Below are 25,612 nucleotides of genomic sequence, written 5' to 3'. Positions count from 1 at the left end.
CGCTTCCCTTGTTCTCCGCGACTGTGGAGCCCCAGCGCCAGCCCCGCCCCGGCCGCGTGCGGGGATCGTTCAGCATGTCGCCCACTCCCGACCCCGGCGACGCGGCGCGCCCCGGCCCACCGGCGGAGGCCTCCGACGGCGGCGACCTTGACATGCCGCGGATTCACCGGCACGGCGCCGACATCGACTGGGGGCTGGTCACCGCACTCCGAGGCCAGGCCTCGGACCGCCTCAGCGCCGCCCTCGGCGATGACCGCGGGCGGTTGAGCTCGGAGGCGCAACGAGAGCGCGGCCGGGCGATCATCCTCGACCTGCTGAACAGCGAGCACGACGAGCGGGTGAGCGCTGGCCAGGAGGCGTGGAACGCCGCCGAGCAGGACTCCCTGGCCAAGGCCATCGACGACTCTCTGTTCGGGCTTGGTCGTCTGCAACCGCTTGTCGACGATCACCGGGTCGAGAACATTCTCATCTTCGGTTGCGACTCGGTGTTCCTCGAGCTCACCGACGGCCGCTTGATCCCGGGGCCACCCGTGGCCGACTCCGACCAGGAGCTGATCGACTTCCTGGTGTTCCTGGCCTCGCGTTCGGAGGTCAACGCCCGGCCCTTCTCGGAGGCGCAGCCGCGGCTGCACCTGCGCCTGGACGGCGGCGCCCGGCTCGCTGCGGCCGCGTGGGTCACCCCGCGGCCGTCGGTGGTCATCAGGCGCCACCGGCTGCGGCAGGTCACGCTCGCCGACCTGGTCGACCGGGGAACACTCACCGAGCTGGCCGCCTCGTTCCTGTCCGCGGCCGTGAAGTCCCGTCGCAGCATCGTCGTCTCCGGAGCCCAAGGCGCCGGCAAGACCACCCTTGTCCGGGCGCTGTGCGCGGAGATCCCCAAGCACGAGATCATCGGCACCTTCGAGACCGAGTACGAGCTCCACTTGCACGAGCTCAAGGACAAGCACCCCTACGTGTTCCCCTGGGAGGCGCGACCCGGGTCGGGGGAGCGTGCCGCAGACGGCAGCCAAGCCGGCGAGTTCACCCTGAGCCAAGCCCTGTTCGACAGCTTCCGCTTCGACCTGTCCCGTCAGATCGTCGGCGAGGTCCGCGGCCAGGAGGTCCTGGCCATGCTCAAGGCCATGGAGTCCGGGTCCGGCTCAATCTCCACCACCCACGCCAAGAACGCCGAAGGGGCGATCGGCAAGCTGGTGACCTGCGCCATGGAAGCCGGCCCCCACATCACCCACGACTACGCGGTGCGCGCGATTGCCGCCAGCATCGACATCATCGTGCACGTCCACCTTGAGACCACGCCGCTGGCGGACGGCACCGCCCAGCGCTCCCGCTGGGTCGCCGAGATCCTGACGCTGACGCCCGGAGAGCGCGACAAGGGGTATGCCGTCCAGCAGGTGTTCCTTGCACCGCCTGGAGGGAGGAAGGTCGAGCCACGAGTCCTGCCCGATGAGTACCGGGACCTGGCCGCGTGGGGGTTCGCGCTCGAGGAGTTCTACGGGCAGAGCGAGGCAGCGTCGTGACCCCGCTCATTCCGGCGGTGGCTGGGGCGCTGGTCGTCGCCGGACTGCTCGGCGCGGTGGTCGGCCTGCGCTCCAGCCCTGTCCCACCCCCGGTGCCCAAGCGCGGTGCAGCCGCGAAGGGTTCCGTCCTCGGTCGGCTCACCAAGCTCGACCGACGCACTCGTCTGCTCCTGGGCGTCGGCGCGGCGGTCGGGGTTGTGGTCGCGTTGCTCACCGGGTGGATCGTCGCGATCCCGCTCGTTCCGGCCGCGGCCGCTGGACTGCCCCTCCTGCTGTCCGCACCACCATCGGCCAGCAAGATTCCCAGGCTCGAGGCGATGGAGGAGTGGACCCGTTCGCTGTCCGGCATCCTCACCGCCGGGGTCGGCCTCGAACAGGCATTGATCTCCACCCTCCGCTCGACCCCCGAGGCGATCCGCCCCGAGGTCAGCCGTCTCGCCTCACGGCTGCGCGCACGCTGGGCCACCGAGGACGCCCTGCGCGTGTTCGCCGACGAGCTCAACGACGCCACCGGAGACCTGATCGCCGGCAACCTCATCCTGGCTGCCCGCCGCCGTGGCGCCGGTGTGGCCAGCGTCCTGGAGGCGCTAGCGGAATCCACGGCGGCCGATGTCGCGGCCCGCCGAGAGATCGAGTCCGACCGGGCCAAGCCCCGGTCGACGGCCCGTTGGGTCACCCTCATCACCATCTCGGTGCTGGGCGTCCTTGCCCTGACCGGTGACTACGTCCGCCCCTTCGGCACCCCCATCGGGCAGATGCTCTTGGTCCTCCTGCTGGGCCTGTACGTGGCCACCCTGCTGTGGATGCGGAAGATGTCGACCGGCAAGCCCCTGCCCCGGTTCATCGGGGCCGCCGCCAAGGAGGCGGCACGATGATGGCGACCGGCCTCCAGCTCGCCCTCGTCGCAGGTGCCCTCGTCGGTCTCGGCGTGGCGCTGCTGGTCTGGCGCCTTGCGCCCGCCGACCCCGATCTGGACGATGCCCTGCAACGACTCTCACCAGAGCACGCCAAGCGGCGTTCCGTTGAGGCGACGCACACGGCCAGCGACACTCGCGAACGGCTGGGCGTCTGGGGCATGAAGACTCTCCCGGCGGGCGCCTGGGGCACCATCCCCGTCAAGGAGCTGGCGATCCTGCGGATGCCGATCAGCCGCTACTACGGCGAGAAGATCATGTTCGCGCTGCTCGGCCTGGCGATCCCGCCCCTGATGACCACGTTCTTCACCCTCCTGGGTGCACGTCTGCCGATCTTCATCCCGGCCGTCGCGACCCTCGGCCTGGCCACCGTGATGTTCTTCCTGCCCAACTACAACGTCCGCGACGACGCCAAGAGGGCGCGGGCCGAGTTCAGCCGTGCGCTGGGCGCCTACATCGACTTCGTCGCGCTCGAGCGCTATTCCGGGAGCGGCCCACGGCAGGCCATGGAGGTGGCCGCCGGCGTCGGAGACTCCTGGGTGTTCCGCCGCCTCAGCGAGGAGCTCGCCCGCACCCGCTGGTCCGGCCTCACGCCGTGGGATGCCCTGCACGGGCTGGCCCTCGAGCTGGGACTCCCCGAGCTCGACGACCTCGCCGACATCATGCGCCTGTCCGGCGAAGAGGGCGCTCAGATCTATCGCAGCCTGCGCGCCCGCTCCTCGGGCATGCGCAGCGCGTTGCTCGCCACCGAGAAGGGCAAGGCCAATGAGGTCGGCGAAAAGATGTCGATCCCGATGAGCCTGCTGGGGGTGATCTTCTTGGCCATCCTCGTCGCCCCGGCCCTCCTGCGCGTCATCGGAGGCACCACCTGAGGACGTCACCAGCCCTCCGACCAGACCGACCAAACCCGAACCTGTCGCGGCCCGCAGCCCGACCAAACCAAGGGGAGAAGCCCATGTACTACCTCGCAGCAGCACTGCACACCCTCGGCGTCCAGATGCGCGACACCGCCATCAGGAAGGCGACCAAGGACCCCGAGCGCGGCTCGGTGACGATCGAGAACGTCATCTGGGCGGTGGCCGTCATCGCGATCGTCGGCATCGTGGTCCTGGCGATCACCAACTACGTCCGCAACAAGGCCGCGGAGATCCGGTAACCCTTCGCATGCACCGGCTCCCGAGGTTCGCGTTCCGTGACCGCCTCCACGCGGTCACGGAACAGGAACGTGGCTCGACCTCAATCCAGATGGTGCTGCTGATGCCGGCACTGTTCGCGGTGATGTTCCTCGGGATGCAAGGGGCCCTCTTCTACCACGCCCGCACGGTCGCCCTAGCTGCCGCACAGGAAGGCGTCCGGACGGCCGCCGGACTTGGCGGCTCCGCGTCGGGCGGCGCCCGGGACGCCTACGCGTTCGTCGCCGACGCCGGTGGTGACGACGTGCTCCAAGGCACCCGGGTCCGCAGCTCACGCAGCACCACCAACGCGACCGTCACCGTCACCGGCCGCTCCCTCAGCGTGATCCCCGGCTGGACTCCCACCGTCACCCAGAGCGCCAGCGCTCCTGTCGAGAGGATCACCCAGTGAGCCGCGCAGGGCGCCTGCCGCGCTGCCGCCGACGCATCCAGAGCGAGAGGGGATCGGCGGTCATCGAGGCCGTCATCGGAGTGCCCGCGTTCATGCTGTTCGTCGGGCTCATCGTGTTCGCCGGCCGGGTCGCCATCGCTAACCAGGCCGTCGGCTCGGCCGCGACGGAGGCCGCACGGTCGGCGTCGATCTCGCGGACCCAGGGTCAAGCCACCGACACGGCACGCGCCGCGGCCGCGCAGGCCCTGAGCAACCAGAAGGTCAACTGCTTGCGGGTCTCCGTCGACGTCGACACCAGCGGCTTCGGTGCCCTCGTCGGAACCCCTGCCAGCATCTGGGTCACGGTCACCTGCGTGGTCAACCTCTCCGACCTGTCCGTGCCCGGAGTGCCAGGCACCCGAACCGTCACAGCGAGCATGTCCTCGCCGCTGGACACCTACCGGGAGCGGTGAGGACGTGCCCTGGACACACGCCAGGCACGGCGGCTCGACCCGTCAGCTCACAGCGGCGCGGGTCACGCACCGATTCCGCCGGATCGGCGGAGACGCCGCCGCGTCCGAGCGCGGGTCCATCACCATCTGGATCGTCACCTCGGCCTTCATCATGATCGTCCTCGTCGGGATGGCCGTGGACCTGGGCGGGCAGGTGTACGCGCAGCAGCATGCCCGCGACGTCGCCCGCCAAGCAGCCCGGGTCGCCGGCCAACAGCTCCAAGCCGCGCCAGCCATCCGCGGCGAAGGTGCCATCGCCGACACGGCCCGCGCAGCCGAGGCGGCCCGCACCTACCTCGCGGCCAGCGACGTCACCGGCAGCGCCCAGATCACCGGCGGCGACAGCATCGAGGTCACCACCAGCTCGGTCTACAGCACCAAGTTCCTGAGCATCATCGGGATCAACCGTGTGACCGTAACCGGCCATGCACAGGCAACCATCACCCGAGCACTGGAAGGGGCGCAGCGATGACCCTTCGGACCCGGCTCACCGGCCTGATCGCAGCCCTGGCCATCGTCGCCATCGTGATCGCCCTGCCGATCACACTGCTCGCCGTCGGCGGCAACCCCCTGCCGGAGGCGTGGCCCTCCCTCGAGCGGGTCCGTGCAGCCCTCACCAGCCCCGACGACGGGACCCTCGCCCTGGCCGCCCTCAAGATCCTCGGGTGGGCCGCCTGGGCGTTCCTCACCGGGTCCATCGCCCTGGAGGTCCTCGCCCGCGTCCGCGGCGTCAGCGTGCCGCGGCTTCGAGGCCTGCAGGCTCCCCAAGCCGCCGCGCACGGCCTCGTGGGGGCAGCGATCCTGCTGTTCGCGGCCGCCCCTCTGACCGGGACCCCCGCCCACGCCGCGCAGCTGACGGCCCCAACCGTCGCCCCCGCCACCGCCTACTCCGGCACGGTCGACGACGACCAACGGACTCCCGCGCCGGATCCGACACACGTCACCACGCGGGTCTCAACGCAGGCCCCGACCGCACCGGCCCGACCGGCGACGGTCAAGCACGTCGTCGAGCGAGGGGAGACGCTCTGGTCCCTCGCCGAGCGGTACCTGGGGGAGGGCAGCCGCTATGCCGAGCTGGCCGAGCTGAACCAGGACGTCTTGGGACCCAACCCCGGATTCCTCAGCGTCGGGGAGGTCCTCCAGATACCCGTCACGCCCCAGACCGGAGCGGACCACGCAGAGAGCCACCGGGTGACCGTCCAGCGCGGCGACACCCTGTCCGAGATTGCCGAGGAGGAGCTTGGGGACGCGGCCAAGTACCCCGAGATCTTCGAGGCATCCAAGGACACCGTGCAGCCCGGAGGGCGCCACCTCAGCGATCCAGACCTGATCCTGCCCGGCTGGGAGCTGTCCATCCCGACACATCACGCGGCAGCGCCAGCCGCCACATCCCAGGCCCATGTGCCGGCGGCCCCGGAGCAGCCCGCACCTGCGCAGCCCCCCGCCCCGTCCGCCCCCGGTTCCGTCCCGCAGTCGACAGCGGCCACACCACCGGCAAGCCGGGCCGTGGAGCAACCAGGTCCGGCCCCGGCAGCCGCCGACGACGAGGCCCAGTCCACGGCGGACGCCGATCACCAGATGGCGTCGTGGATGCTGGCGGGCCTGACCGGTGGGGGAGCCATGCTCGCCGGGGCCATGCTTCTGGCGCTCCGTAGCCGCCGCAGGGCGCAGTTCCGGGCACGCCGCCCGGGACGGACGATCGCCGCGCCAGAGCCGCTGCTGGCACCCGTCGAGAAGACACTCACCGCGGCAGGTGGTCCCGCCAGCGTCGACGTCGAGGTCATGGACGAAGCCCTACGGCGGCTCGCCATGGGCACAGCGCCCATGCCGGAACTCGCTGCCGTGGAGCTCGCCGAGCACACTCTGACCCTGCACCTGTCCACGCCGGCGCCCCTGGGATCGCCATGGGTCGGCAGCGTCGACCAGCGGCACTGGACCCTGCCCGCCGGGACCGACCTGCGCGAGGTCGGAGATCTCGCCCCCGACCAGCCGGCACCCTACCCGTTGCTGGTCACCATCGGCGCCGGCGACGACGGACACGTGTGGCTGCTCAACATCGAAGACCTCGATCTGAGCATCACCGGTGACACCACGTTCGGCCGCGACTTCGCCCGTTACCTGGCCGGCGAGATCGCCTGCAACCCGTGGTCGCACGGGGTCCGCGTCGACCTACTCGGTGTCGCCCACGAGGTCGCGCCGATGAACACCGACCGGATCCACGTCCACACCGACGTCGACAACGACCCGGCGGCGGAGGTCTTGGCCGACGCCATCACCATGATCGACCGCAGCGTGGACGCCGGCACCGACGTCACCACCGCCCGCGCCCGCCAGGTTGGGGCGGACACCTGGCCGGCGCGGCTGCTTCTGGTCGACGCGGCCAACGAGCCCGGGTCGACTGGCGAAGGGCAAGCCGCGAGCCATTCGCTGGCCGCCCTCGAGCAGCTGCTCGAGACGGTCTACCAGCACGCCGGGCAGACGGGGACCTCCGTGGTCGTCCGTGGCGACCTCGAGGGCACCCCGGGCCTGGTCCTGCACGTTACCGACAACGGCCGGGTCAGCCTCCCGCACGCCGGCCTCGACCTGGTCGCCGTCGGCCTGACCAGTGATGAGGCCCAAGGCTGTGCCGCCCTTCTGGCCCAAAGCGAGACCCTCGACGACGCGCCCATGCCGGTCGACCAGAGCGCCCTGGAGGGCTGGCGTGCCTGGTCCGACGAGGCCGGCGCCCTCCGGGAAGAGCACACCATCGCCCGTCACGACCCGGCCCTCGAGGTCGACGACCAGGCGGTCTCGCTCTTGGAGCACGACGATGAGGACTATCTGCGCAACGGCGCCACCACACAGGACGACCTCGAGGCCCTGGCCCCCAAGGTGCCTGAGCGGGTGCGGACGGCCGTGGCCGACGCCGACCCCACCCTCGACGACGACCTGGCCATGTGGTGGGACGAGGACTGCCCTCTGCCCCGGCTGACCCTGCTCGGGCCCGTCGGCACGCGAACCCGGGGCACCCCGGTCACCAAGCGCAAGCCCTACTACACGGAGGTGCTTGCATACCTGGCGACCCGGGCGCACGGCGCAACCCCCGAGGAGCTGGCCGACGCGTTCACGATCACTCCCGCCAAGGCCCGCGACTACGTCCGCATCGTGCGGGACTGGCTCGGCACCAACCCCCGGACCGGCGAAGACCACCTGCCCGACGCGCGCAAGGCTCCGGCCGCGGTCGCTAGGGGCGTCGGCGTGTACCAGGTCCTCGACCTCCTCGTCGACGCCGACCTCTTCCGCCGCCTCCGCGTCCGAGGCGAGTCCCGTGGACCCGAGGGGGTCGAGGACCTGCGCAAGGCGCTTCGACTGGTGCAGGGCCGCCCCTTCGACCGGCTGCGCGACGGCGGATGGTCCTTCCTGTCCGAGGGCGACCGCCTCGACCAGCACATGATCTGTGCCATCGTCGACGTCGCGCACCTCGTCACCACGTACAGCCTCCAGGCCGGGGATACCCGCCAAGCCCGGCTCGCGGCCGAGACAGCCTCGCTTGCCGCACCGGATGAGGAGATTCCAAGGCTGGACCTGGCCGCCGTCGCGGACGCCGAGGGACACCCCAGCGAGGCTGGCCGAATCCTGCGGGACGAGGTGTGCAACCGCACCGACGACGAGGACGCCCCACCTGAGCTCTCGGAACGGACCCAGCGAATCATCACCACCCGCGACTGGCACGAGCGGACTCGCAAGGCCGGCTGACGCAAATCACAACGACTTCGCTATCGCTGCCACGAGTCCCGAGGGCCGCGCGTGACACAGTGAGCCATGGGCGGCAGCGAGCGGGGACAACAAGCGGCGAAACGGGCTGCAGCCGCCCGGCAACGAGCCGAAGAAGCTGGGCTGCGCGTCGACCAGCTGTACGACGGAACACCGTTCACCCCAGCTGACGTGGAACGAGCACAGCAGGCGGCTTCCGCCGCGAAGGAGCGCGCGACCGCGGCCAACGCGGCCGCACACCACCGCGCGGCCAACGCCCACCGCCGCGCCGCCGCTGCCGACCGCGTCATCGGCCACGATACCGAAGCTCAAGAGCACGACGGCGCAGCAGCCAAGCACGACGAGGCCGGCGAACAGGCCGATCTCTGAACCAGCACCACCTGACGGGCTTAAGGGTGGGCGTGGTGCGGGTTAGCCCTTCGGCGGGTTCGGGTCGTTCCCGTACGAGTTCTTCTCCCCGATGGTCCCGTCCAACTTCCTGACGGTGTGCTCCACCCGGCGGTCCTGCGCCATCTTCTTGCCCACTGCCGTCTGCTCAGCCTTCGTCCCACCGGTGTGAGCAGCTCGCGAACTGCCCTCGACCTTCGACTTCCACACGCCGTCCTCGTTGTACGTGCTCACATCACCCTTGGCCATCGAAACTCCTACGCCAGTGGCGACCCCGCGCCGCCATCTGCTCGCAGCATGCCAGCGACCGAACGCTCTCGCCCATGAACCGGGCGGGCCACCTGACCCGTGTCGTGTCGCTTCCGGTTGCGCTGAACGGGACACGCACCGAGCCAGCCTCAGCGAGTGACGCCGCCCGGTTGGTCGCACAGCGCAACCCCGCCGACCGACAAGCGGCACGCCGACCGACAAGCGGCACGCCGACCGACAAGCGGCACGCCGACCGACAAGCGGCAAGCGCCCAGACGCCGTAGCGGGACAGGAAAGGAGCCGGCATGGCTCCGGAGCGCCGGTCTCCGGCCGACAACGGCTCACGACGCGGCCCGCGACCACGAACGCTAGCCCTCCGGCCGAAAGAGTTCCAAGAAGTTGGGGGACGAAGCATCGACGAAGGTCAGCGGCTTGTACCCCCACATTCTCGGGCCACGTACCCCCCATCGCGCGGCGCCCGCCGGGGACGAGTTGGGGGACGTCCACCCGAGACCTTCTGGGCCGTGTCCACACGGCGGAAGGAACTGGAGATGAGCGTCGCAACACACTTGGGGCTGGCCGACCCCGACAGCGAGGTTCTGGCCCTCGCCGGCCAGCGCTGGGCCGGCTGGCAGGTCACCCACCCCGAACTGCGGGTCGTCGGCGAGCTCGCCGACCTGCCGGCCTGGCTGCGGGCAGCCGACTGGTCCGACGCCGACCGCGTCCTTCTCGCCCTGGCGCAGCTGTCGGCACCCGACGGCGGGGACGACGTGGCGGCCACCGGAGCCCTGGCCTGGGTGCTGCTGCCCGGCGCCAGCCTGCTCGCCTTCCGCCTGGGGCGACTCAGCCCACGGGTCGACGAGATCCTCGCCGCGCAGCTGTGGGTCGAAGCCCGGACCTTCCCCTGGAAGCGCGGACACAAGGTGGCCGCCAACATCCTGATGAACACCCGCAAGGGCGTCATCCGGGACCTCGGCCTCGGCGAGCACAGCGACCGGACCATCCCCTTCCCACCCACCGCGCAGGTGTGGACGGAGACCGCGCACGACCGCCAGCCAGCCGAACCCACACCCGAACAGGAATTGCAAGAGATCCTCGAGCTCGCGACGAGCAGGGGTGCAGTGACCGGCGCCGACGGCGACCTGTTGCTGGACCTGGCGCATGCCGCGGACCTGGCCAGCCCGGCCCGCTCCGGTCGAGGGCACGCCGGGCTGATGGCGCCGGCGGCCTCCGAAGCCGTTGCCGCCGACCTCGGCGTCTCGGCCCGCACCGTGCGACGTCGTGCCGCCCGGTCCGTGTCCGCGCTGCGCACCGTGTGCGGCACCCAGCAGCGGGCCTCGGCGTGAGGCGTCCACCAGCTGTCGACGTGCCGGCTTTGGGCCACGGGGTGATGACCATGACCGACGAGACCGAACTCAGCCGCCTGCTCGACGTGGCCAACAGCGAAGGCGAGGCGCTGGCCGACCTGGCCGGGTGCGTGGACAGGCTGCAACAGGTGCAGGCCGCGCGCGTCGCCCTGGCCCGCCTGGACGCCCCAAGCCTGCGGGCCGCCCTCCAGGCCAGAAGGTCCGCGCTGGGGGAGGGGAGCGTCCCGTGACCGCTCAGACGACCCACCCCTGCCCGCCCCGGGCCGCGGTCGGCGTCGACGAGCTTCAGCGCGCCTGGCGGGCCGTGCAGGCCGGGGACTACCGGCGACACCCAGAGGCTGAGGCACCCACGACCCCGGCGACCATCTCGGCCCGACGGCAGCCCAGCGACGCGCGGGTGTGGGATCCGCACGAGGTCGTGCTTCCCGTCGTCGGGTGCGCGGGATCGGTCGGAGCTACGACCCTGGCATTGAGCCTCGCCACCGTCGGCGCCAGCGCGGGGGCGCGGGTGATCGAGTGCTGCACGGTAACCGCCTCTGGGCTCGCCCCGGCCTCCACCGCGGAGCTGGGTCAGCACCCGTCTGGCGGGTGGCTGCAAGGCACTCGAGGCACGGTCCTCCTCGAGCGGGGCAGCGACATCTTCATCAGCCCCGACGAAGTGCCACTCCCCACCGACGCAGCCGCCACGACCGGCCTCACCGTCCTGGACGTGGGCTGGGAGCTGGGTCAGCTGCTCGCGAGCCCCTGCTGGCTCGCCGACCGGGTGCTCCAGCCCTGCCCTGTCGTCGCCGTCACCACAGCCACCATTCCCGGCCTGCGGCGCCTGGAAGGGGCGCTGGCCCTGCTCGAGGGCAGCCCGGTCATCGGAGCCGTCCTCGGATCACCACGACGCAAGTGGCCCCGCGGCGTGGAGCACAGCCTCGGCGCACTGACACGCCAGCTGGACCAGCACGAAGCACTGCACGTCCTCCCGGTGGACCGAGGCCTCGCCGTGCGAGGCCTGGACTCCGAAGCACTGCCCACCCCGCTGCTCACCGCCGCGGACCACATCCTCCACGCCAGCAGCGCCGGAGACACCACGAAGGGAGACCCGTCATGAAGACACTCACTCGCCAGCTCGCCACCCTCCCGCAGGTGTGCCCCGTCGCCCCGCCCGGGGCGCAGCGGTATGCCGACCAGCTCATGGGCTACGTGTTGTGGGGCACGATCATCCTGTTCGTGCTCGGGGTCGTCGTCGGCATCGGCGCGATCGTCGCCGGCCGCATCTTCGGCATGCCGCACGCGTCCAAGGCCGGGATCGTCGGCGTGGTCGTCGTCTTCCTCGCCGTGATCGGCTACCTGGTGCTGCCCGGCATCGTGCGCGCCATGACCGGGACCGGGTGCGTCTGATGAGCTGCGCCGGCCAGAACAGCGCCAGCGACGCGTGGGGCCGGTCACGTCTGCTGGCCACCCTCGCCGCAGGGGCCGCCGCGGCCCTGCTGTTCGTTGCCGGCCTGGTCCTGGCGCTCTACTACGGCCTCAAGAGCGCGGACGCCAGCTCCACGCCGGCGACGACATCGAAGCCGACCACCACGGGCAGCGGACCGGGCTACCGCGACCAAGCAGCGGCCGCCCCGATGCTGCAGGTGGCCCCCGACGACGCCCGACGCGGCGTCCCCGCCGCCGTCACCGGGCCGGTCATCGAGGTCCCGCCCGCCACTGCTGCGGGACCTGTGCAGGTGCCGACCGGGTTCCCGCGCACGCCCGAGGGGGCGGTGGCCCAGCTGGCCGCGATCGAGACGACCGTCCTGCACGCCATGTCCATCCCCCAGGTGAACGACGTCCACGCACAGTGGGCCCTACGCGGCGCCCCCGACGTCGCCACCTGGCCCCTGACCAAGAACGTCCAGAGCTTCCTGGCCAGCGCCGGTCAGGGCCAAAGCAAGGACCCCACCGTGGCCGTGACCGCCACTCCCGCGGCCGGGCAGGTCAAGGCCACGGACGGGCCGGACTGGGTCGTGGCCTGCGTCCTGCTGGACGTCAGGGCCACGATCACCGCGCAGGCCCGGATCGGCTACGGGTACTGCGAACGCATGCAATGGCACCCCGAGCCGACCCGCGAGAACACCACCGCAGGCCGGTGGATGATCGCGCCCGGCGCGCCCGCAGCGACCGCGCCCTCGACCTGGCCTGGAACCGAGATCGCCTTCAAGGCCGGCTGGCGCACCTGGGCGAGCGACGACACCGGGAGCAGGTAACCCATGGATTTCCTCAACCCGTTCACCTATCTCGGCTCGGCCGCCGGCAAGGTCGTCGCGGACGGCTGGACCGCGGCCATGCTCGGCCTCTGGAACGCCGGGCTGTGGCTGCTGAAGCTGGTCCTGACCATCGTCGACGCCTTCACCGTCCCCGACCTGCGCGAGGGCGGGCCCGGCGCGCAGGTGTACCAGATGACGTTCTGGATCGCCGGGGCCCTCATGCTGCTGCTAGCCATGGTCCAGCTGGCCCTGACCGCGGCCCGGCGCGACGGCAAGTCCATGGCCCGGGTCTTCGTCGGAACCGGGCAGTTCGTCATGGTGTGGGCCGGCTGGATCGCTCTCGCGGTGCTCATCGTCGCGGCCTGCGGCGGCCTCACCCGTGCGCTGATGTCCAAGCTGCTGCACGTTGACAAGTGGGCACAGTTCGACCCGCTCGGCGCCCAGATCTCCACCAAGGACATCAGCGACGGCACCGTGGCCACCGTCCTGGGGTTCATGGGGATCTTCATGGTGTTCGCCGCGATCGGGCACCTGCTGGTCATGCTCACCCGAGCTGGCGCCCTGATGGTGCTGGCCGCCACCACCCCCATCGCCGCTGGCGGACTGGTCAGCGATGCCGGGCGGAGCTGGTTCTGGAAGAGCCTGCGCTGGTTCATCGCTGCGGCGTTGACCCCGGTGGTGATGATCCTGGTGCTGGGCATCGGGGTGCAGATGACCTCGGGTGTCGCCACCGGCATGACCGACAGCCTGCAGAAGGCCATCGGAACGGCGGTGCCCGGGGTGGTCCTGATCTGCATCGGCTGCTTCAGCCCCCTGGCCCTGTTCAAGCTCCTCGCCTTCGTCGACCCCGGCACGAGCTCGGGGTCCGCGCTCCGGGCCGGGCTGGCCGCACAGGGCGGCCTCAGCGGTCTGCTCGGCGGTGGCCAGGGCCGGAGCGGCTCAGAGGCCGCGTCGACGACCGACGCCAACGGCCGATCCCAGGGCGAGAGCTCCGGAGAGGACTCCACCAGCGCCCGGTTCAGCTCCAGCGCCCGCGGCCTCATGGGCCAGCTCGGCGGTGCGGTCGGGCAGGCCGCCGGTGCCGGCATGGGGGCGATGGGAAGCATCGGATCACGCGGAGCAGCCGTCGCCGCCGACGTGACCAACCAGATGGGTGTCGGTCACAACAACTACGTCCCGGACTTCAGCAAGGCCAAGAAGAACTCGAGCCAGAACCGCGGCAGCAAGCAGGCCGACGACGACAACCCCGAGATCAACGGCTCCGGACCGGACCCCACCCCCGACATCGGCATCACTCCGCCCTCCACAGCCGGGATCGCGCCGGCGCCCACCGCCGCCCCAGGCGGTGCCGGCGGCCCGGGCGGCCCCGGTGGGGCCGGGCCGGCAGGAGGAGCCGGGGCCGCAGGCGGAGAAGCGGCCGGCGCCGCGGCCGCGGTGCCGATCGTCCCGGTCTGATCACCCACCCCAACCCTTTAGGAGAGTCCCATGAGCGTCATCTACAGCGACTACAGCAGGGCCCGGATCGGGTGGTTCTTCGGGCTCTCCGGATGGCAGCTGGCCGTCGTCGCGCTCTCCGCCATGCCGGTGTTCTGGTCCATCCAGGCCGGCGCGTGGATCTCCGCGGCGCTGTTCCTCCTGCTCTGGGTCACGATCACCGCGGTAACCGTGACCCCGGTGCGGGGCCGGTCCACCTTTGGGTGGGTCGCGGCGTCGCTGTCGTTCGCGACCGGTGGCTTGGCGGGGTGGACCCGCTTCCGTTCCAAGGCAACGAGGGGGCAGGTGGACTCCCTCGATGACGCCGACCTGCCCGGAGCGCTGGGCGGCGTGCAGATCCACGACGGCCCACCGCAGGGGGCATCGTTCTCACGGGTGGCGATCATCCAGAACCACCGCACTCGAACCTGGGCAGTGACCGCCGCCGTCGTCCACCCGGGGATCGGACTGCGCGAGATCGACGAACGGCAGCGGCAGGGACGGGGCCTGAGCGAGCTGCTGGACATGGCCTCGCAGACCGAGCTGATCGACGAGATCCTGCTCCTGGTCCGCACCGTGCCCGAGGACGGCGCCGAGCGGGACCAGTGGCTCGCGCGGCATCGTCGCCCGGGCAGTTCCCGCGGTGTCCGCCAGGTCAACGACGAGCTTCAGCAGACCCTGACCCGGGCAAGCGTGCGGACCGAGTCGTTCGTGACGGTCGTCATCCCGGAGGGCCGGCTGGGCAAGCAGGCCAAGGAGTCAGGTGGCGGGCTGGAAGGTCGCGCCCGTGTCATCTACGGCGTCCTGGGCGAGATCGAGGCGCAGCTGCGCGGCGGGATGGGCATGACCAGCGTCAAGTGGCTGACCAGTCCCGAGCTCGCGCTGGCCTCCCGCACAGGGTTCGCCCCCGGTGACCGTGCCGGCATCATCGACGCACTCGGAGCCCGCGAGCACGACCCGGCCGTCAACGCCGACGTCCCGTGGGCCATGGCGGGACCCTCAGGTGCCGACCCGGCGGCCAGGCACTACAGCCACGACGCGTGGAACAGCGTCAGCTCCACCATCAAACTCCCGGTGAAGGGCGCCGCGATGGGAGCGCTGCTTCCCGTGCTGACCCCGACCGAGCCGGGGGAGCGGCGCTCCTTCATGGTGGCCTACCCGATCCTCAGCCAGTCGGCGGCCGGCCGACAGAGCGCCACCAGCGAATGGGCCGCCGACATCGGTGAGGAGCTGCGGGCCAAGGCGAAGGTGAAGCAGAACGCCAAGGCGCGGGACGAGGCGGAGAAGGTGCGGCGACTGGACACCAAGCTCGCCCGCGGCAACTCCCTGACCCGGCCGTATGCCGTCTGCACCGTCACGGTGCCCAAGACCGCCAGGGTCTCGGAGTTCGGCCGGCGGCTCGATGCGTCGGTGCGGCGAGCCGGGTTCGCGCCGCTGCGTCTGGACCTCGCCCAGGACCTCGGCTTCGCCGCGTCGACCGTCCCCCTGGGGGTCAGCCTCACCCGAAAGGCGGACTGACCCATGCATCGAGCAGCCCGCACATCGCGACGCCGGGACGAGGGGCGCACCGTCTCCCGGCTCCTGGCCGACTTCGGTCACGACCTGCCCGGGGCCCCAGTGGCGGAACCGGGAGCGAAGGAGCCGCGCCTGTTCCGGCACGCGTCGCGGCGGGGAACCCGCCGGCGCGACGCCGGCTGGGCGCCCGCGTCAGCACCGGTCTCCAACTGGCGCATGACCTCCGACCAGGCGCCGGTGCTGTGGCCGTTCATCTCAACCCCCGGGCTCCCGCCGACGGGCGCCCAGATGGGGATCGACATGCTCTCCGGGGGCGCGTTCTACGCCGACCCCAACGGCTGGGTCCTCGACGACGACGTCCCGGTCACCAACCCCAACATCTTCAGCTTCGGCAAGCCCGGCCGCGGGAAGTCCGCGAACACCAAGGCGTTCTGCCTGCGGATGACCGACTTCGGATACCGCATCCTCGTGCTCGGGGACCCCAAGGACGAGTACGAAGGGCTGTGCCGGTTCTTCGGGGTCGAGCCGTTCGCGATCGGCCACGGGCTGCCCACCCGGATCAACCCGCTGGCGTTCGGACCGTTGCTGCAAGGGTGGTCGGAGCTGGGCGCCGCCGAGGCGCAGGGTCGCGCCGCCGTCGTCTTCGGGCGGTGGCTGACCCTGGTCCGCGGCCTCGTCGGGAGCCAGCGGATCGGGGACCAGCGGGTCCCGTTCGGGCCGACTGACGAGGTGGTAGTCAAGGCGGCCCTGCAAACCCTCACCGGGTACGCCGTGGGCCAGTCCCAGCTGACCGAGACCACGATCCCGCAACTCTGGCACCGCCTGGACAACCCCACCCCAGACCTGATCACGTCATGCCGCTACGCCGACGAGCGTCACTTCCTCGACGGCACCAGACTCCTGCGCGATGCGCTCGGCCAGCTCGTCGGCGGAGCCTTGGCGGGGCTGTTCGACGACCACACCACCATCGACGTCGACTGGTCCGCACCCATCCAGTCCCTGAGCCTGTCCCGCCTCGAGCCGTTGGGGGACGAGGCGATCGGCATCGCGCTGACCTGTCTCAACTCCTGGGGCCGGGGCATGCGCGAGATGGCGGCCCCGGGCGAGCTGCGCGTGGTCGTGCGCGACGAATCCTGGAAGCAGCTGCGGCTCGGCCCCGAGGCGGTCAAGTCCTTCGACGCCGACCTGCGCCTGTCCCGGCGGGACGGAGATGTCCAGTTCGCCGTCGCCCACAAGCCATCCGATCTGCTGTCGGCCGGCGATACGGGCTCCCAGGCCGTGGCGATCGCCAAGGACCTCCTGCATCTGGCCGACGTCAAGATCCTGCACGGCCAGGACCTGGGCGTGGCCCGTGAGCTGGAGAACATGCTCGGCCTGGGGCCGATGGCGCGCGACCTGGTGACCGGGTGGGCGATGCAGGGCAAGGGCAGGGCCCTGTGGTGCGTGGGGGAGCAGCACTACAAGGTGCAGACCGTGCTGCACCCCGTCGAGCGGGAGCTCACCTTCACCAACCAGGCCATCGTCGGCGCGGCCTGACAGGGGTCGTCACCTGATGAAGAAGCTCGCGCTGGTCCTCGTCCCGGCCCTCGTGCTGATGCTGGGGCTGCCCTTGGCGGTGGCGCTGGTCGTGATGACGATGAGCGCTCCGGCGGCCGCCGAACAGCTGCGCACGGTCGCCTGCGGCGGCATCACACCGATCACCGGCGACTGGCGCCCACCGTTCGCGCAGGCCTACACCGTGGGGCAGCGGGGCTTTGGCCGTGAGTTCCACCCGATCTTCCACGAGTGGCGAATGCACACCGGGCAGGACCTGGTGTCCCAGCCGGGCCCGGGACCGGTCGTGGCGATCGGGGCCGGCAGAGTCACCTTCGCCGGCACCCGAGGTGGGTACGGCGACGTCGTCGACGTCGAACACGTCGACGAGGCCGGGGCGCATGTGGTCAGCCGCTACGCGCACCTTGCCTCCCTCAGCGTCCGCGCCGGCCAGAGCGTCGCGGCCGGGCAGCAGCTCGGGGTCGAGGGATCCACCGGCGACAGCACCGGAAACCACCTCCACTTCGAGATCCGCATCGGCGGGACACCGGTCGACCCGGTGCCCTGGATGCTTGCTCACGGCGCCCCGCTCAACGGCAAAGCCGTCGCCGGCTGGACGCCGCAGGCCGGCGAGGAGGTTCAAGAGGGCGGAGTCGGCTTCCCCCTGCCGACGCCGGGCTCACCCAGGCAGGCATCGCTGCGCAACCCGCCGCAGCCGATCCCGGCGCAGATCAAGGGCTTCTACGTCGCGGCCGCCGCGCGATACAAGATCCCGTGGACCCTGCTGGCCGGGATCGGGATGGAAGAGACCGCCCATGGCCGCCTCACCGGCACCAGTTCCTCCGGCGCCCAGGGCCTGATGCAGTTCATGCCCGCGACCTGGGCGACGATGGGCGTCGACGGCGACGGTGACGGCCGCGCCGACATCAACAACGACGCCGACAGCGCCATGTCCGCGGCGAACTACCTCACCAAGTCCGGGGTCACCAGCGGCCCGGCGGGAGTGCGGGCAGCCATCTTCGCCTACAACCACACCGACTGGTACGTCAACGATGTCCTCTTCTACGCCGCGGCCTACGGCGGCGGCACCGTCCTGGGGAGCACCAGCGAATGCGGTCCGGGACAAGGAAATCCGAACCTTCCGCCGCTCACCAACGACCGTCTGCGGACGGTCCTCACCTGGGCCGTCGGACAGGTCGGCGACCGGTATGTCATGGGGGCCAACGGGCCAGACGCCTGGGACTGCTCCTCGTTCACGCAGACCGCGTACTCCCAGATCGGCATCACCACCCCTCGGACGGCCGGTGCCCAGCGCGACTGGCTAGCGGCCGGCAACGGCTTCCGGGTCCAGCCCCAGCAGGCCCGACCAGGTGACCTGATCTTCTACGACTCCTACCTCGGACCCAACACGATCGGGCACGTCGCGATGGTCTTCGACCCGAGCAAGCAGAGCACGGTCGAGGCGATGAGCAGCGATCGCGGGGTCACCTACGGCAGCTACGCCGAGAAGGCGAGCACCAAGAACATCTTCGAGATTTGGCGGGTCGGCAACGTGTCCGACCAGCCCACTCGTGCGGCCGCCTGAAACAGGCAGCCGTCGAGGTCGAATCCCGCGGACGCCTTGAGGCTGACGCCGTGACCACCCGAAGGGGGACATCAGGGCATTGGGGGGCAGGAAGGGAGCATCACATGCAACGAGCACGCCGAACCAACCCCTACCCGTATACCTGGGAGATCCCCGTGGCTGCGGTGGTCGCCGTCGTCCTGTTGCTGGTCCTCGGAGTCCACGCCGGTCGGACCGTCGCCAACCTCCTCGCGGGCGGCGGTCTCACGCTGCCGTCACGGGACACGCTGTTCACCAGCGTGCCCGGCATCCTCGGTGGCGATGCGGGCGCGGGCCTCGGCCGCGGAGCCGCTGGCCTGGCTGGGTCGACCGCCGTCCGGGTGTGGGTCGCGGTCGTCGAGGTCCTGTTCCTCATCCTCACGGGCTGGGTGTCGAAGGTCTGCCTCGAGCGCTGGGGGCCCGGACGGATCCACGGCATGGCCACCCGGGACGAGGCCGAGAAGCTGCTCGGGCGCAGCAGGCTGAGGAAGGTCGCCGCCGTCGTCCGGCCCGACCTGTACGCGAAGGGACGCTGAGATGGCACTGCGAGTTGGCGGTTCGAGGGCGCCGTTTCGACCCGAGCAGGTCGGGTGGCGTCTGGGGCGCGGCCGGGAGCCCCGCGGCGTTGAGCTATGGGTGCCCTGGGACCGCACCGCCGGGGTCATCGGGCCGCAGGGCAGCGGCAAGACTCTCGACCTGCTGATCCCCGCCTTGCGGTGCGCCCCGGGAGCCGCCCTGGTGACGCTCACTAAGGTCGACGACCTTCTGCTCAGCTTCACCTCGAGGCAGGCCCCTCGGGCCGGTGTGGACGAGCAGCGGCCGTGCGTGGTCCTCGACCCGTTCGGTCTGGCCGTCGGCCTGCCCGAGCTGGTGTGGGACCCGATCGACGGCTGCGTCGACCCCATGGTCGCTGAGCGCCGGGCCAAGGCCTTCACCGCGGGAACCGTGAAGGGCGCCGTGGCAGGCGGGCACGGCGACGACGCGGCCCGCTTCTACGCCGCCGAGGCAGCCAAAGTGATCCAGGCGTACTTCCACGCCGCAGCGCTGACCGGACGCGACCTGGAGGACGTGCTCCGCTGGGTCGCCAACCCGCTCAGCGCCACGGACCCCACCGAGATCCTGCGTGAACACCCGCACGCCGCACCGTTCTGGCACGGGCTGCTGCACGGGGCCCTGCACGGCGACGACCGCACCGCGGGGAACACGATCACCACCGTCCAGCAGGCGCTGAGCCTGTTCTTCCAGGAACCGATCCGGCGGCGGTGCACCCCGGGTCCAGGGCGGCCAGCCACCAACATCGCGGATGTGATCCGCCGCGGCGGCACGATCTACCTGCTCGGCCGAGAGGACCCGTACGCCAGCGCCTCACCACTCATGACTGCTGTGGCCGAGCACGTGCTGGACACCGCTCTGGTCGCCGCCGACACCTCCACGTGGGGCCGGCTGTGCCCGCCCATGCTGGCCTGCCTGGACGAGCTTCCCTCCACGGCGCCGCTGCCGACGTTGCGCACCCGCATGGCCAACGAGCGCGCGTTGGGGATCTCCTTCATCTGGGCGGCGCAGACGCGACCCCAGCTGTCGGCGATCTTCGGAGACCAGGAGGCCCGCACGCTGCTCGGTCTCACCAACAACCTGGTCCTGTTCGGCGGCTCCAAGGACGTGGCGTTCAACCAGGAGATCTCCGACCTGCTCGGCCCGGTGCGGATCTCGCGCACCAGCTGGCAGACCGGGCAGATGGGAGGGCGGTCGACCACGGCCGAAGACATCCCCATCCTCACCGGAGCCGAGGTCCGCCAGCTGAAGGAACGCCACGCCCTCGTCGTCTCGGAGAACGGCAAGCCGATGATCGCCCGGCTCACCAGATGCATCGACGGCCGCGCCGGACGTGCACTCCTGGCGCAGCAGGAACACGCCAGAACCCACATCGGGCAAAGCCGACACGCCACCACGGTGTCGGCCGACGCCCGCCGCACCGCCGCCCTCGTCGAGGCCCGCCGGCGGGGGCTGTCCAACGACGTTCCTTGAGCGCGGAGACGACGACCATGAAGCCGATGAGCAGCCCAGACCGGATCCCCGGCCCGATGGTGGCGCGGTTCCCGCATCCCGGCGGACAGCTCGAGCAGGCCTACCGGGAGCTCGACATCGCCCTCAACGGGACCGACGAACAGCGCAAGGCGCTGGGCAGCCTCAAGATGCTTCCCCGGCCATGGGACCCGGACAGCCTCACCCGGCCGCAGCTGCGCCGCGAGCTCTGGGACTGGCTCGAGGCTTTCACGATCTGGCTCAACACCGAGTACGTGTGGGACGTCGCCGGCGTCGTCCCACACTGCTGGCCCCAGCACCCGCACCTGGTGCGGGAGCTCGCCGTGTTGGCTGACCAACGGCGTCGAGCAACGCTGGCGTTGGGCAGCGACGCACTCGAGGAGTGGCACCGCTACGCCCTCCCGGCGTTCGTCGACCGCATGCGACAGCGGGTCAAGAACCACTGCGAGGACGGACATCAGCAGTGGCCGGCCAAGGGCCGCCACTCACGCCACCTCGGCGAGCCGGCCGCAGCTCAGCGCGCACACGCCTACGAACAAGACGCCGCCGCTCACCACCGGCCAGCAACGGAGAGCCAAGAGCAGATAGCTCCACTGCTTCGGGTGGTCGACGGGGAGACCGTAGACACCGAAACCGGCGAGGTCGTTGACGGCTAGAAACCGCAAGACGGGTCCCAGGCCGAAGCAGGATGGCTCTCCTACGCGCGCAAGGTCTCCGAGGTCGCGATCGTCTTGCTGGTTCCAAGCGGAGCCGTCACAAGGGGCCCGGTGCCTCGTTCCCTCAGCATGCCCACGGCGCGTGCCGCCTCTGGCGAGCCTGCCTGCCTTTACTCACTTTGGGAGAGACGGAGGCCGACACGAGGTCCAACTCGTCATGAACCGTCGGGGCTCCGATTTTCAGACATATGCGCTCCCGCAGGTCAAGGCCGGTCCGCAAGGAGGCGTGCCACATCTCATGCAACATCTCAGTCTCCTCGTCCCGAGGCAGTGTCAGGCGGCTGTCCCCGGCAGTTGGCCGCGCGTCATGGCTGATGACAGATGACCGGTTCATGGCGCACGCGTTGTCCGTGCCTGACGGAGTTTTGAACATTTCTTGACCTGCGGGTGCCGTGACGATGTCTAGCGTGTCCTCGTTTTCACGTCGTCGGCGGCTACGTCCGGCGCTGTCTGCGGCGAGGAACTCGCCGCTGCCTGGAGGAGAACCACCCATGCGTGTCCGCACCCACGCCGTCGTCGTCACCGCCGCTCTTGTCGCCGCCATGGGCCTGGTCGGCGTGACCCAGCACGTGCGTGAGCCCGGGCAGGTCAGTGCCGCGGACTGCGCGCCCGGTTTCACCCCGGTTGACTCGGTGCTGAAGGAGGTCCGTGCCGAGATGGCGGCCGAGGACGCCGGCGCGAAGGGCGGCTGGGTGCGTGAGGCATTTCGCGAGCTCACGGGTGCGGAGAAGAAGGAGCTGGCGCGTGAGGCCCTCGCCGAGGTGCCGCCGCTGGCGAACGTCGACCAGGACAAGTGGTCGAGCTACTGCCTGCGCAGCAAGCGCCCCGAATCCCTCAAGGAACTGTTGGCCCTGTTCGGCGCCCGTGCGATTCCGCGGATGGCCCCGTACGGCAGCTGGGCCGACGGTGCCGCCGCCGGGGCGGCCAAGCAGCGCCAGGGCATGTCGCCCGGCACGGTCGCCGGCACCGACGGGACCGGCGCTCCCTACGGCACCGGACCGCTGATCGTGAACGACCCCAGGTACCCTGAGGTCAACGGTTTGGGCCTGGTGCACAACTCGGGTCGGATCGACTCCTTCGCCTGGGACCCGGCTGCTGGCCGCCTGTTCGCGGCTGTTGGCAACGGCGGCATCTGGCGTTCCGACGACAAGGCCAAGACCTGGACCAGCGCGAACGGGAACCTGCCTACGTCCATCACCGGGGCGGTGGCGTGGTCGCCGGCGAACAAGGGCACCCTGCTCGCGCTCACCGGTGAGCCGACGTTCGGCTCCTCTGCATTCACGGGCTTGGGCGCGTACTACTCCAGCGACCTCGGCAAGACCTGGACCAAGGCGACCGGTGTTCCGGACGGTGGGCTCGGTTTCGCCCTCGCGGTCGACCCGGGCAACCCGTTGAAGGTGTACGCCGCGACCCAGCTCGGCCTGTTCGCCTCCACCGACGGCGGCAAGACGTACGCCAACGCGAACCTGCCCACCGGTGAGTGCTCCGGGGTGACCGACATCCAAGCGCGGCCGGAGTGCGCGCTGGCCAACGTCGTCACCGATGTAGTGGTCGCCAAGGGCGGCGGCGTCGGCACCTCCACGAAGGCGGGAACGGTGGTGGCCACCGTCGGCTGGCGTGGCGGGCATAAGACCAACCCGAACGGCACCGTGCAGTCACCCAACAACGGCGTGTACCGCTCAGTCTCCGGAAGCCCGAACACGTTCACCAAGCTGGCCGCGTCGGGGTTCGCGGCCCAGGACCACATCGGCCGCGTCGAGCTCGGCAACGCCGTCGGGGCCGCTCAGGACCATGACCTGCTGTACGCCGTGGTGCAGGACGCGAAGCTGCTCAACAACGGCGGTGTCGCCGGCATCGACGTGCCCGAGGGCACCAAGCCCCCGATTGGGACGACGGTCCTGAACGGGCTGTACGTCTCGAAGGACTTCGGTGCCACCTGGACCATGCTCGCCAGCGGCACCCAGCTCGCGACCGACCCGACCACCAGTTCGGCCCTGGTGGGCTACGGCACCGCCGTGGGTTACCAGCCCGGTGTCCAGGGCTGGTACAACCTGTGGGTCCAGCCGGACCCGACGCGGCAGACCGCGTCCGGTGTCCCCACTCGGATGGCGTTCGGGCTCGAGGAGATCTGGTCCAACGAGGCCGCTGGCACCGGGCTCATCCCGCTCGACGGCACCGTCCCGGTCAAGTTCCGGGTCGTGGCCAAGTACTTCGCCGGGTCCTCCTGTCAGCTGCTGTCCACCGGGTTGCCGGCCTGCCCCACCGACCGCGAACCGACCGACGACAACCTCACCACCCACCCCGACCAGCAGGACGGCATCTGGATCGAGGACCCGACCGTCAAGGGCGGGGTGCAGCTCATCGTCGGCAACGACGGCGGCGCCTACCGGTACCGGTTCGACACCGACCCCGACAGCGAGCTGGACAACTCGCACTGGGGCCTGGGCGACAACGACGGGTTCCACACCCTCATGCCGTACTACGCCGCGATGGCCAAGGACGGCACCGTGTGGGCCGGCCTGCAGGACAACGGCAACCTCAAGATCGACCCGGTCGACGGCAAGCAGTACGAGACCTACGGCGGCGACGGGTTCTTCGCCGCCGTCGACCCGGACAACTCCAAGACGGCGTACGAGGAGTACACCAACGGCGCCATGTCGCTCACCACCGACGGCGGCACCTCGTGGAAGAGCATCGACCCGGGCCTGACCGCATCCAAGTTCGCCAACCCGTTCGCCATGGACCCCACCGACGCCCGCCACCTGCTCACGGCCGGACGTGAAGTGGTCGAGACCCTCAAGGGTGCCGACACCACCAGCGGGCAGACCGCCGCGCAGGATGCTTCCGATACGACCACGACGTGGCGCACCGTGTACAACCTCGGCACCCGGTCGCACCCCGGTGACGCAGGAGCGACCTCCAGCAGTACTGACCCGGACAACTCGATGTCCGCTGTGGACGTGCAGGGCGCAGCCGCGTACGTGGGCTTCTGCGGCCAGTGCGACACCCTGAACAAGCTCGGCCCGTCGCCGAACCTGTTCCAGAACGGCCTGGCCACCAACGTCGGTGGCGATGCGGCACCGGAAAAGGGCACGACGAAGGGGTGGCACATCGCCGCGGCGAAGGGACTGCCGAACCGGTACATCACCTCGATCGCGGTCGACCCGCGCAACACCAAGAACGTGTTCGTCACCCTCGGTGGCTACACCCGGCGTTGGGTCCCAGCCGGTGCGGTCGGTGACGCCAACGACCAGATCGGCACCGGCCACCTGTTCCGGTCGACCGACGGCGGTCAGTCCTTCACCGACGTGACCGGCAACCTGCCCGACTCCCCGACCTCGTGGGTCGAGCTGCGCGGCGACCAGCTCCTGGTCGCCACCGACGTCGGCGCCTTCGCCTCCCAGACCGGCGGAGCGTACGCGACCCCGAAGTTCGCACCGCTGAAGGACATCCCCGCCACCGCCGTGGCCAGCATCGCGCTCAAGCCAGGCGACCCGAACACCGCCGTCGTGGCGGTCTTCGGCCGCGGCGTGTGGACGTACAGCTTCAAGGACAAGCTCCCGGTCCCCGTCGACCCACCCGCCACCCCGACCCCCACGGTGGGACAGGCATACGCGTCGTGGGACTTCGAGTCCGGCGCCCAGTCCTGGACGACGGGCGGGGCACCGACATGGCTGCGGGGCACCCCCGGACACGGCACCGACGCGGCGGAGAACCCCGGCGGGAACGCCTTCGCGGTCAGCGGCCCCACCGGGTACCTGGACAACATGGACGCGACCGTGGCCTCACCCCAGGTCACGGCCGAAGCTGGCAGCGCAGTGCTCCAGTGGTGGATGCGCCTGGACACCGAGGCCGGTTTCGACACGGTGGCCGCGGAGTGGAGCACCGACGGCACCACGTGGAAGACCTTGGGCACCTTCTCCGGGAAGAACCCCGCAAGCCCGGGATGGAGCCGGTACGCGGTGCCGTTCACAGCCCCAGGCGGGCCCGTCCAGGTGCGGTTCCACTTCCTGTCCGACTCGTTGTGCTCCGGGCTCGGCGGTCCAGTCTGCGCCTCGACCACCGGCTGGGACGGCGCCCACATCGACGACGTCACCATCGGCAAACCGGCCACCTGAACGTTCACCGACGCCAGGCGCGGTCGCTGCGGGGCACCCCAAGGGCGTCACCGCAATACACGTCCCCGGGGTGACAGCCACCTGTGACGCGCCGGTCAAACCGCGAGCTGCG

The 25,612-nt window shown here is 70.7% G+C and carries 23 protein-coding genes; 22 read left to right on the top strand and 1 reads right to left on the bottom strand.

From position 1 onward, the window contains the following. Positions 1-74: 74 nt before the first annotated feature. The 9 genes from ACFUC1_RS01650 to ACFUC1_RS01610 all read left to right on the top strand — a co-directional run bounded on the left by ACFUC1_RS01650 (position 75) and on the right by ACFUC1_RS01610 (position 8,628). Positions 75-1,517, top strand: coding sequence for a CpaF family protein (locus tag ACFUC1_RS01650; protein WP_379116159.1), 1,443 nt, complete (start codon positions 75-77; stop codon positions 1,515-1,517). Next, a complete protein-coding gene (locus ACFUC1_RS01645; RefSeq protein ID WP_379116158.1) occupies positions 1,514-2,392 on the top strand; it encodes a type II secretion system F family protein in 879 nt (292 codons plus the stop codon). Before ACFUC1_RS01650 ends, ACFUC1_RS01645 begins: the two co-directional genes overlap by 4 nt. Then, entirely contained in the window at positions 2,389-3,303 is a 915-nt protein-coding gene (locus ACFUC1_RS01640) for a type II secretion system F family protein (protein ID WP_379116157.1), read from the top strand. The genes ACFUC1_RS01645 and ACFUC1_RS01640 overlap by 4 nt, the downstream gene beginning before the upstream one ends. Positions 3,304-3,386: 83 nt before the next feature. Further along, the gene (locus tag ACFUC1_RS01635) at positions 3,387-3,587 is read left to right on the top strand and encodes a hypothetical protein (RefSeq protein ID WP_379116156.1); all 201 of its coding nucleotides are present in this window, start codon (positions 3,387-3,389) and stop codon (positions 3,585-3,587) included. A gap of 101 nt (positions 3,588-3,688) precedes the next feature. Further along, positions 3,689-4,015, top strand: coding sequence for a TadE family protein (locus ACFUC1_RS01630; RefSeq protein WP_379116155.1), 327 nt, complete (start codon positions 3,689-3,691; stop codon positions 4,013-4,015). Continuing rightward, positions 4,012-4,467 carry a TadE/TadG family type IV pilus assembly protein gene (locus ACFUC1_RS01625; protein WP_379116154.1) on the top strand — a complete coding sequence of 152 codons (456 nt, stop codon included), beginning with the start codon at positions 4,012-4,014 and terminating at the stop codon, positions 4,465-4,467. Before ACFUC1_RS01630 ends, ACFUC1_RS01625 begins: the two co-directional genes overlap by 4 nt. 4 nt (positions 4,468-4,471) lie before the next feature. Beyond that, entirely contained in the window at positions 4,472-4,978 is a 507-nt protein-coding gene (locus ACFUC1_RS01620; protein ID WP_379116152.1) for a TadE/TadG family type IV pilus assembly protein, read from the top strand. After that, entirely contained in the window at positions 4,975-8,241 is a 3,267-nt protein-coding gene (locus ACFUC1_RS01615) for a LysM peptidoglycan-binding domain-containing protein (RefSeq protein ID WP_379116151.1), read from the top strand. The genes ACFUC1_RS01620 and ACFUC1_RS01615 overlap by 4 nt, the downstream gene beginning before the upstream one ends. 66 nt (positions 8,242-8,307) lie before the next feature. After that, positions 8,308-8,628, top strand: coding sequence for a hypothetical protein (locus ACFUC1_RS01610; RefSeq protein ID WP_379116150.1), 321 nt, complete (start codon positions 8,308-8,310; stop codon positions 8,626-8,628). 42 nt (positions 8,629-8,670) lie between these two features. On the opposite strand, the gene ACFUC1_RS01605 is transcribed toward ACFUC1_RS01610, so the two are convergent. After that, positions 8,671-8,895, bottom strand: coding sequence for a DUF2188 domain-containing protein (locus ACFUC1_RS01605; protein WP_379116149.1), 225 nt, complete (start codon positions 8,893-8,895; stop codon positions 8,671-8,673). 551 nt (positions 8,896-9,446) lie between these two features. Here ACFUC1_RS01605 and ACFUC1_RS01600 point away from each other — a divergent pair. The 13 genes from ACFUC1_RS01600 (at position 9,447) to ACFUC1_RS01540 (ending at position 25,500) form a co-directional block, all read left to right on the top strand. Continuing rightward, entirely contained in the window at positions 9,447-10,241 is a 795-nt protein-coding gene (locus tag ACFUC1_RS01600) for a hypothetical protein (RefSeq protein ID WP_379116148.1), read from the top strand. Positions 10,242-10,291: 50 nt separating this feature from the next. Continuing rightward, positions 10,292-10,492, top strand: coding sequence for a hypothetical protein (locus tag ACFUC1_RS01595; protein ID WP_379116147.1), 201 nt, complete (start codon positions 10,292-10,294; stop codon positions 10,490-10,492). Next, a complete protein-coding gene (locus tag ACFUC1_RS01590; protein ID WP_379116145.1) occupies positions 10,489-11,361 on the top strand; it encodes a hypothetical protein in 873 nt (290 codons plus the stop codon). Before ACFUC1_RS01595 ends, ACFUC1_RS01590 begins: the two co-directional genes overlap by 4 nt. Further along, positions 11,358-11,651 (top strand): hypothetical protein, encoded by a 294-nt coding sequence (locus ACFUC1_RS01585; protein ID WP_379116144.1) that lies wholly within the window; start codon positions 11,358-11,360, stop codon positions 11,649-11,651. The genes ACFUC1_RS01590 and ACFUC1_RS01585 overlap by 4 nt, the downstream gene beginning before the upstream one ends. Continuing rightward, positions 11,651-12,499 carry a hypothetical protein gene (locus ACFUC1_RS01580; RefSeq protein WP_379116142.1) on the top strand — a complete coding sequence of 283 codons (849 nt, stop codon included), beginning with the start codon at positions 11,651-11,653 and terminating at the stop codon, positions 12,497-12,499. Before ACFUC1_RS01585 ends, ACFUC1_RS01580 begins: the two co-directional genes overlap by 1 nt. A 3-nt stretch (positions 12,500-12,502) precedes the next feature. After that, positions 12,503-13,954 (top strand): type IV secretion system protein, encoded by a 1,452-nt coding sequence (locus tag ACFUC1_RS01575; RefSeq protein WP_379116141.1) that lies wholly within the window; start codon positions 12,503-12,505, stop codon positions 13,952-13,954. 30 nt (positions 13,955-13,984) lie between these two features. Then, a complete protein-coding gene (locus ACFUC1_RS01570; protein WP_379116139.1) occupies positions 13,985-15,490 on the top strand; it encodes an SCO6880 family protein in 1,506 nt (501 codons plus the stop codon). A gap of 213 nt (positions 15,491-15,703) precedes the next feature. Beyond that, complete coding sequence (locus tag ACFUC1_RS01565) at positions 15,704-17,023, top strand: ATP-binding protein (protein WP_379116138.1); 1,320 nt, start codon at positions 15,704-15,706, stop codon at positions 17,021-17,023. A 16-nt stretch (positions 17,024-17,039) separates the two neighbouring features. Continuing rightward, entirely contained in the window at positions 17,040-18,605 is a 1,566-nt protein-coding gene (locus ACFUC1_RS01560; RefSeq protein WP_379116136.1) for a peptidoglycan DD-metalloendopeptidase family protein, read from the top strand. A 104-nt stretch (positions 18,606-18,709) separates the two neighbouring features. Next, entirely contained in the window at positions 18,710-19,159 is a 450-nt protein-coding gene (locus tag ACFUC1_RS01555; RefSeq protein WP_379116135.1) for a hypothetical protein, read from the top strand. A 100-nt stretch (positions 19,160-19,259) separates the two neighbouring features. Further along, positions 19,260-20,648, top strand: a complete 1,389-nt coding sequence (locus ACFUC1_RS01550) for a type IV secretory system conjugative DNA transfer family protein (protein ID WP_379116133.1) — start codon at positions 19,260-19,262, stop codon at positions 20,646-20,648. Positions 20,649-20,674: 26 nt separating this feature from the next. Continuing rightward, the gene (locus tag ACFUC1_RS01545) at positions 20,675-21,322 is read left to right on the top strand and encodes a hypothetical protein (protein WP_379116132.1); all 648 of its coding nucleotides are present in this window, start codon (positions 20,675-20,677) and stop codon (positions 21,320-21,322) included. A gap of 551 nt (positions 21,323-21,873) precedes the next feature. Continuing rightward, positions 21,874-25,500 (top strand): hypothetical protein, encoded by a 3,627-nt coding sequence (locus ACFUC1_RS01540; protein ID WP_379116131.1) that lies wholly within the window; start codon positions 21,874-21,876, stop codon positions 25,498-25,500. The last annotated feature ends 112 nt before the right edge of the window (positions 25,501-25,612 follow it).

Source organism: Pedococcus sp. NPDC057267, assembly GCF_042668795.1.
Taxonomy (GTDB): domain Bacteria; phylum Actinomycetota; class Actinomycetes; order Actinomycetales; family Dermatophilaceae; genus Pedococcus.
Note: the sequence above shows the minus strand (reverse complement) of the source record. Positions and strands in the feature narration are given on the sequence as shown.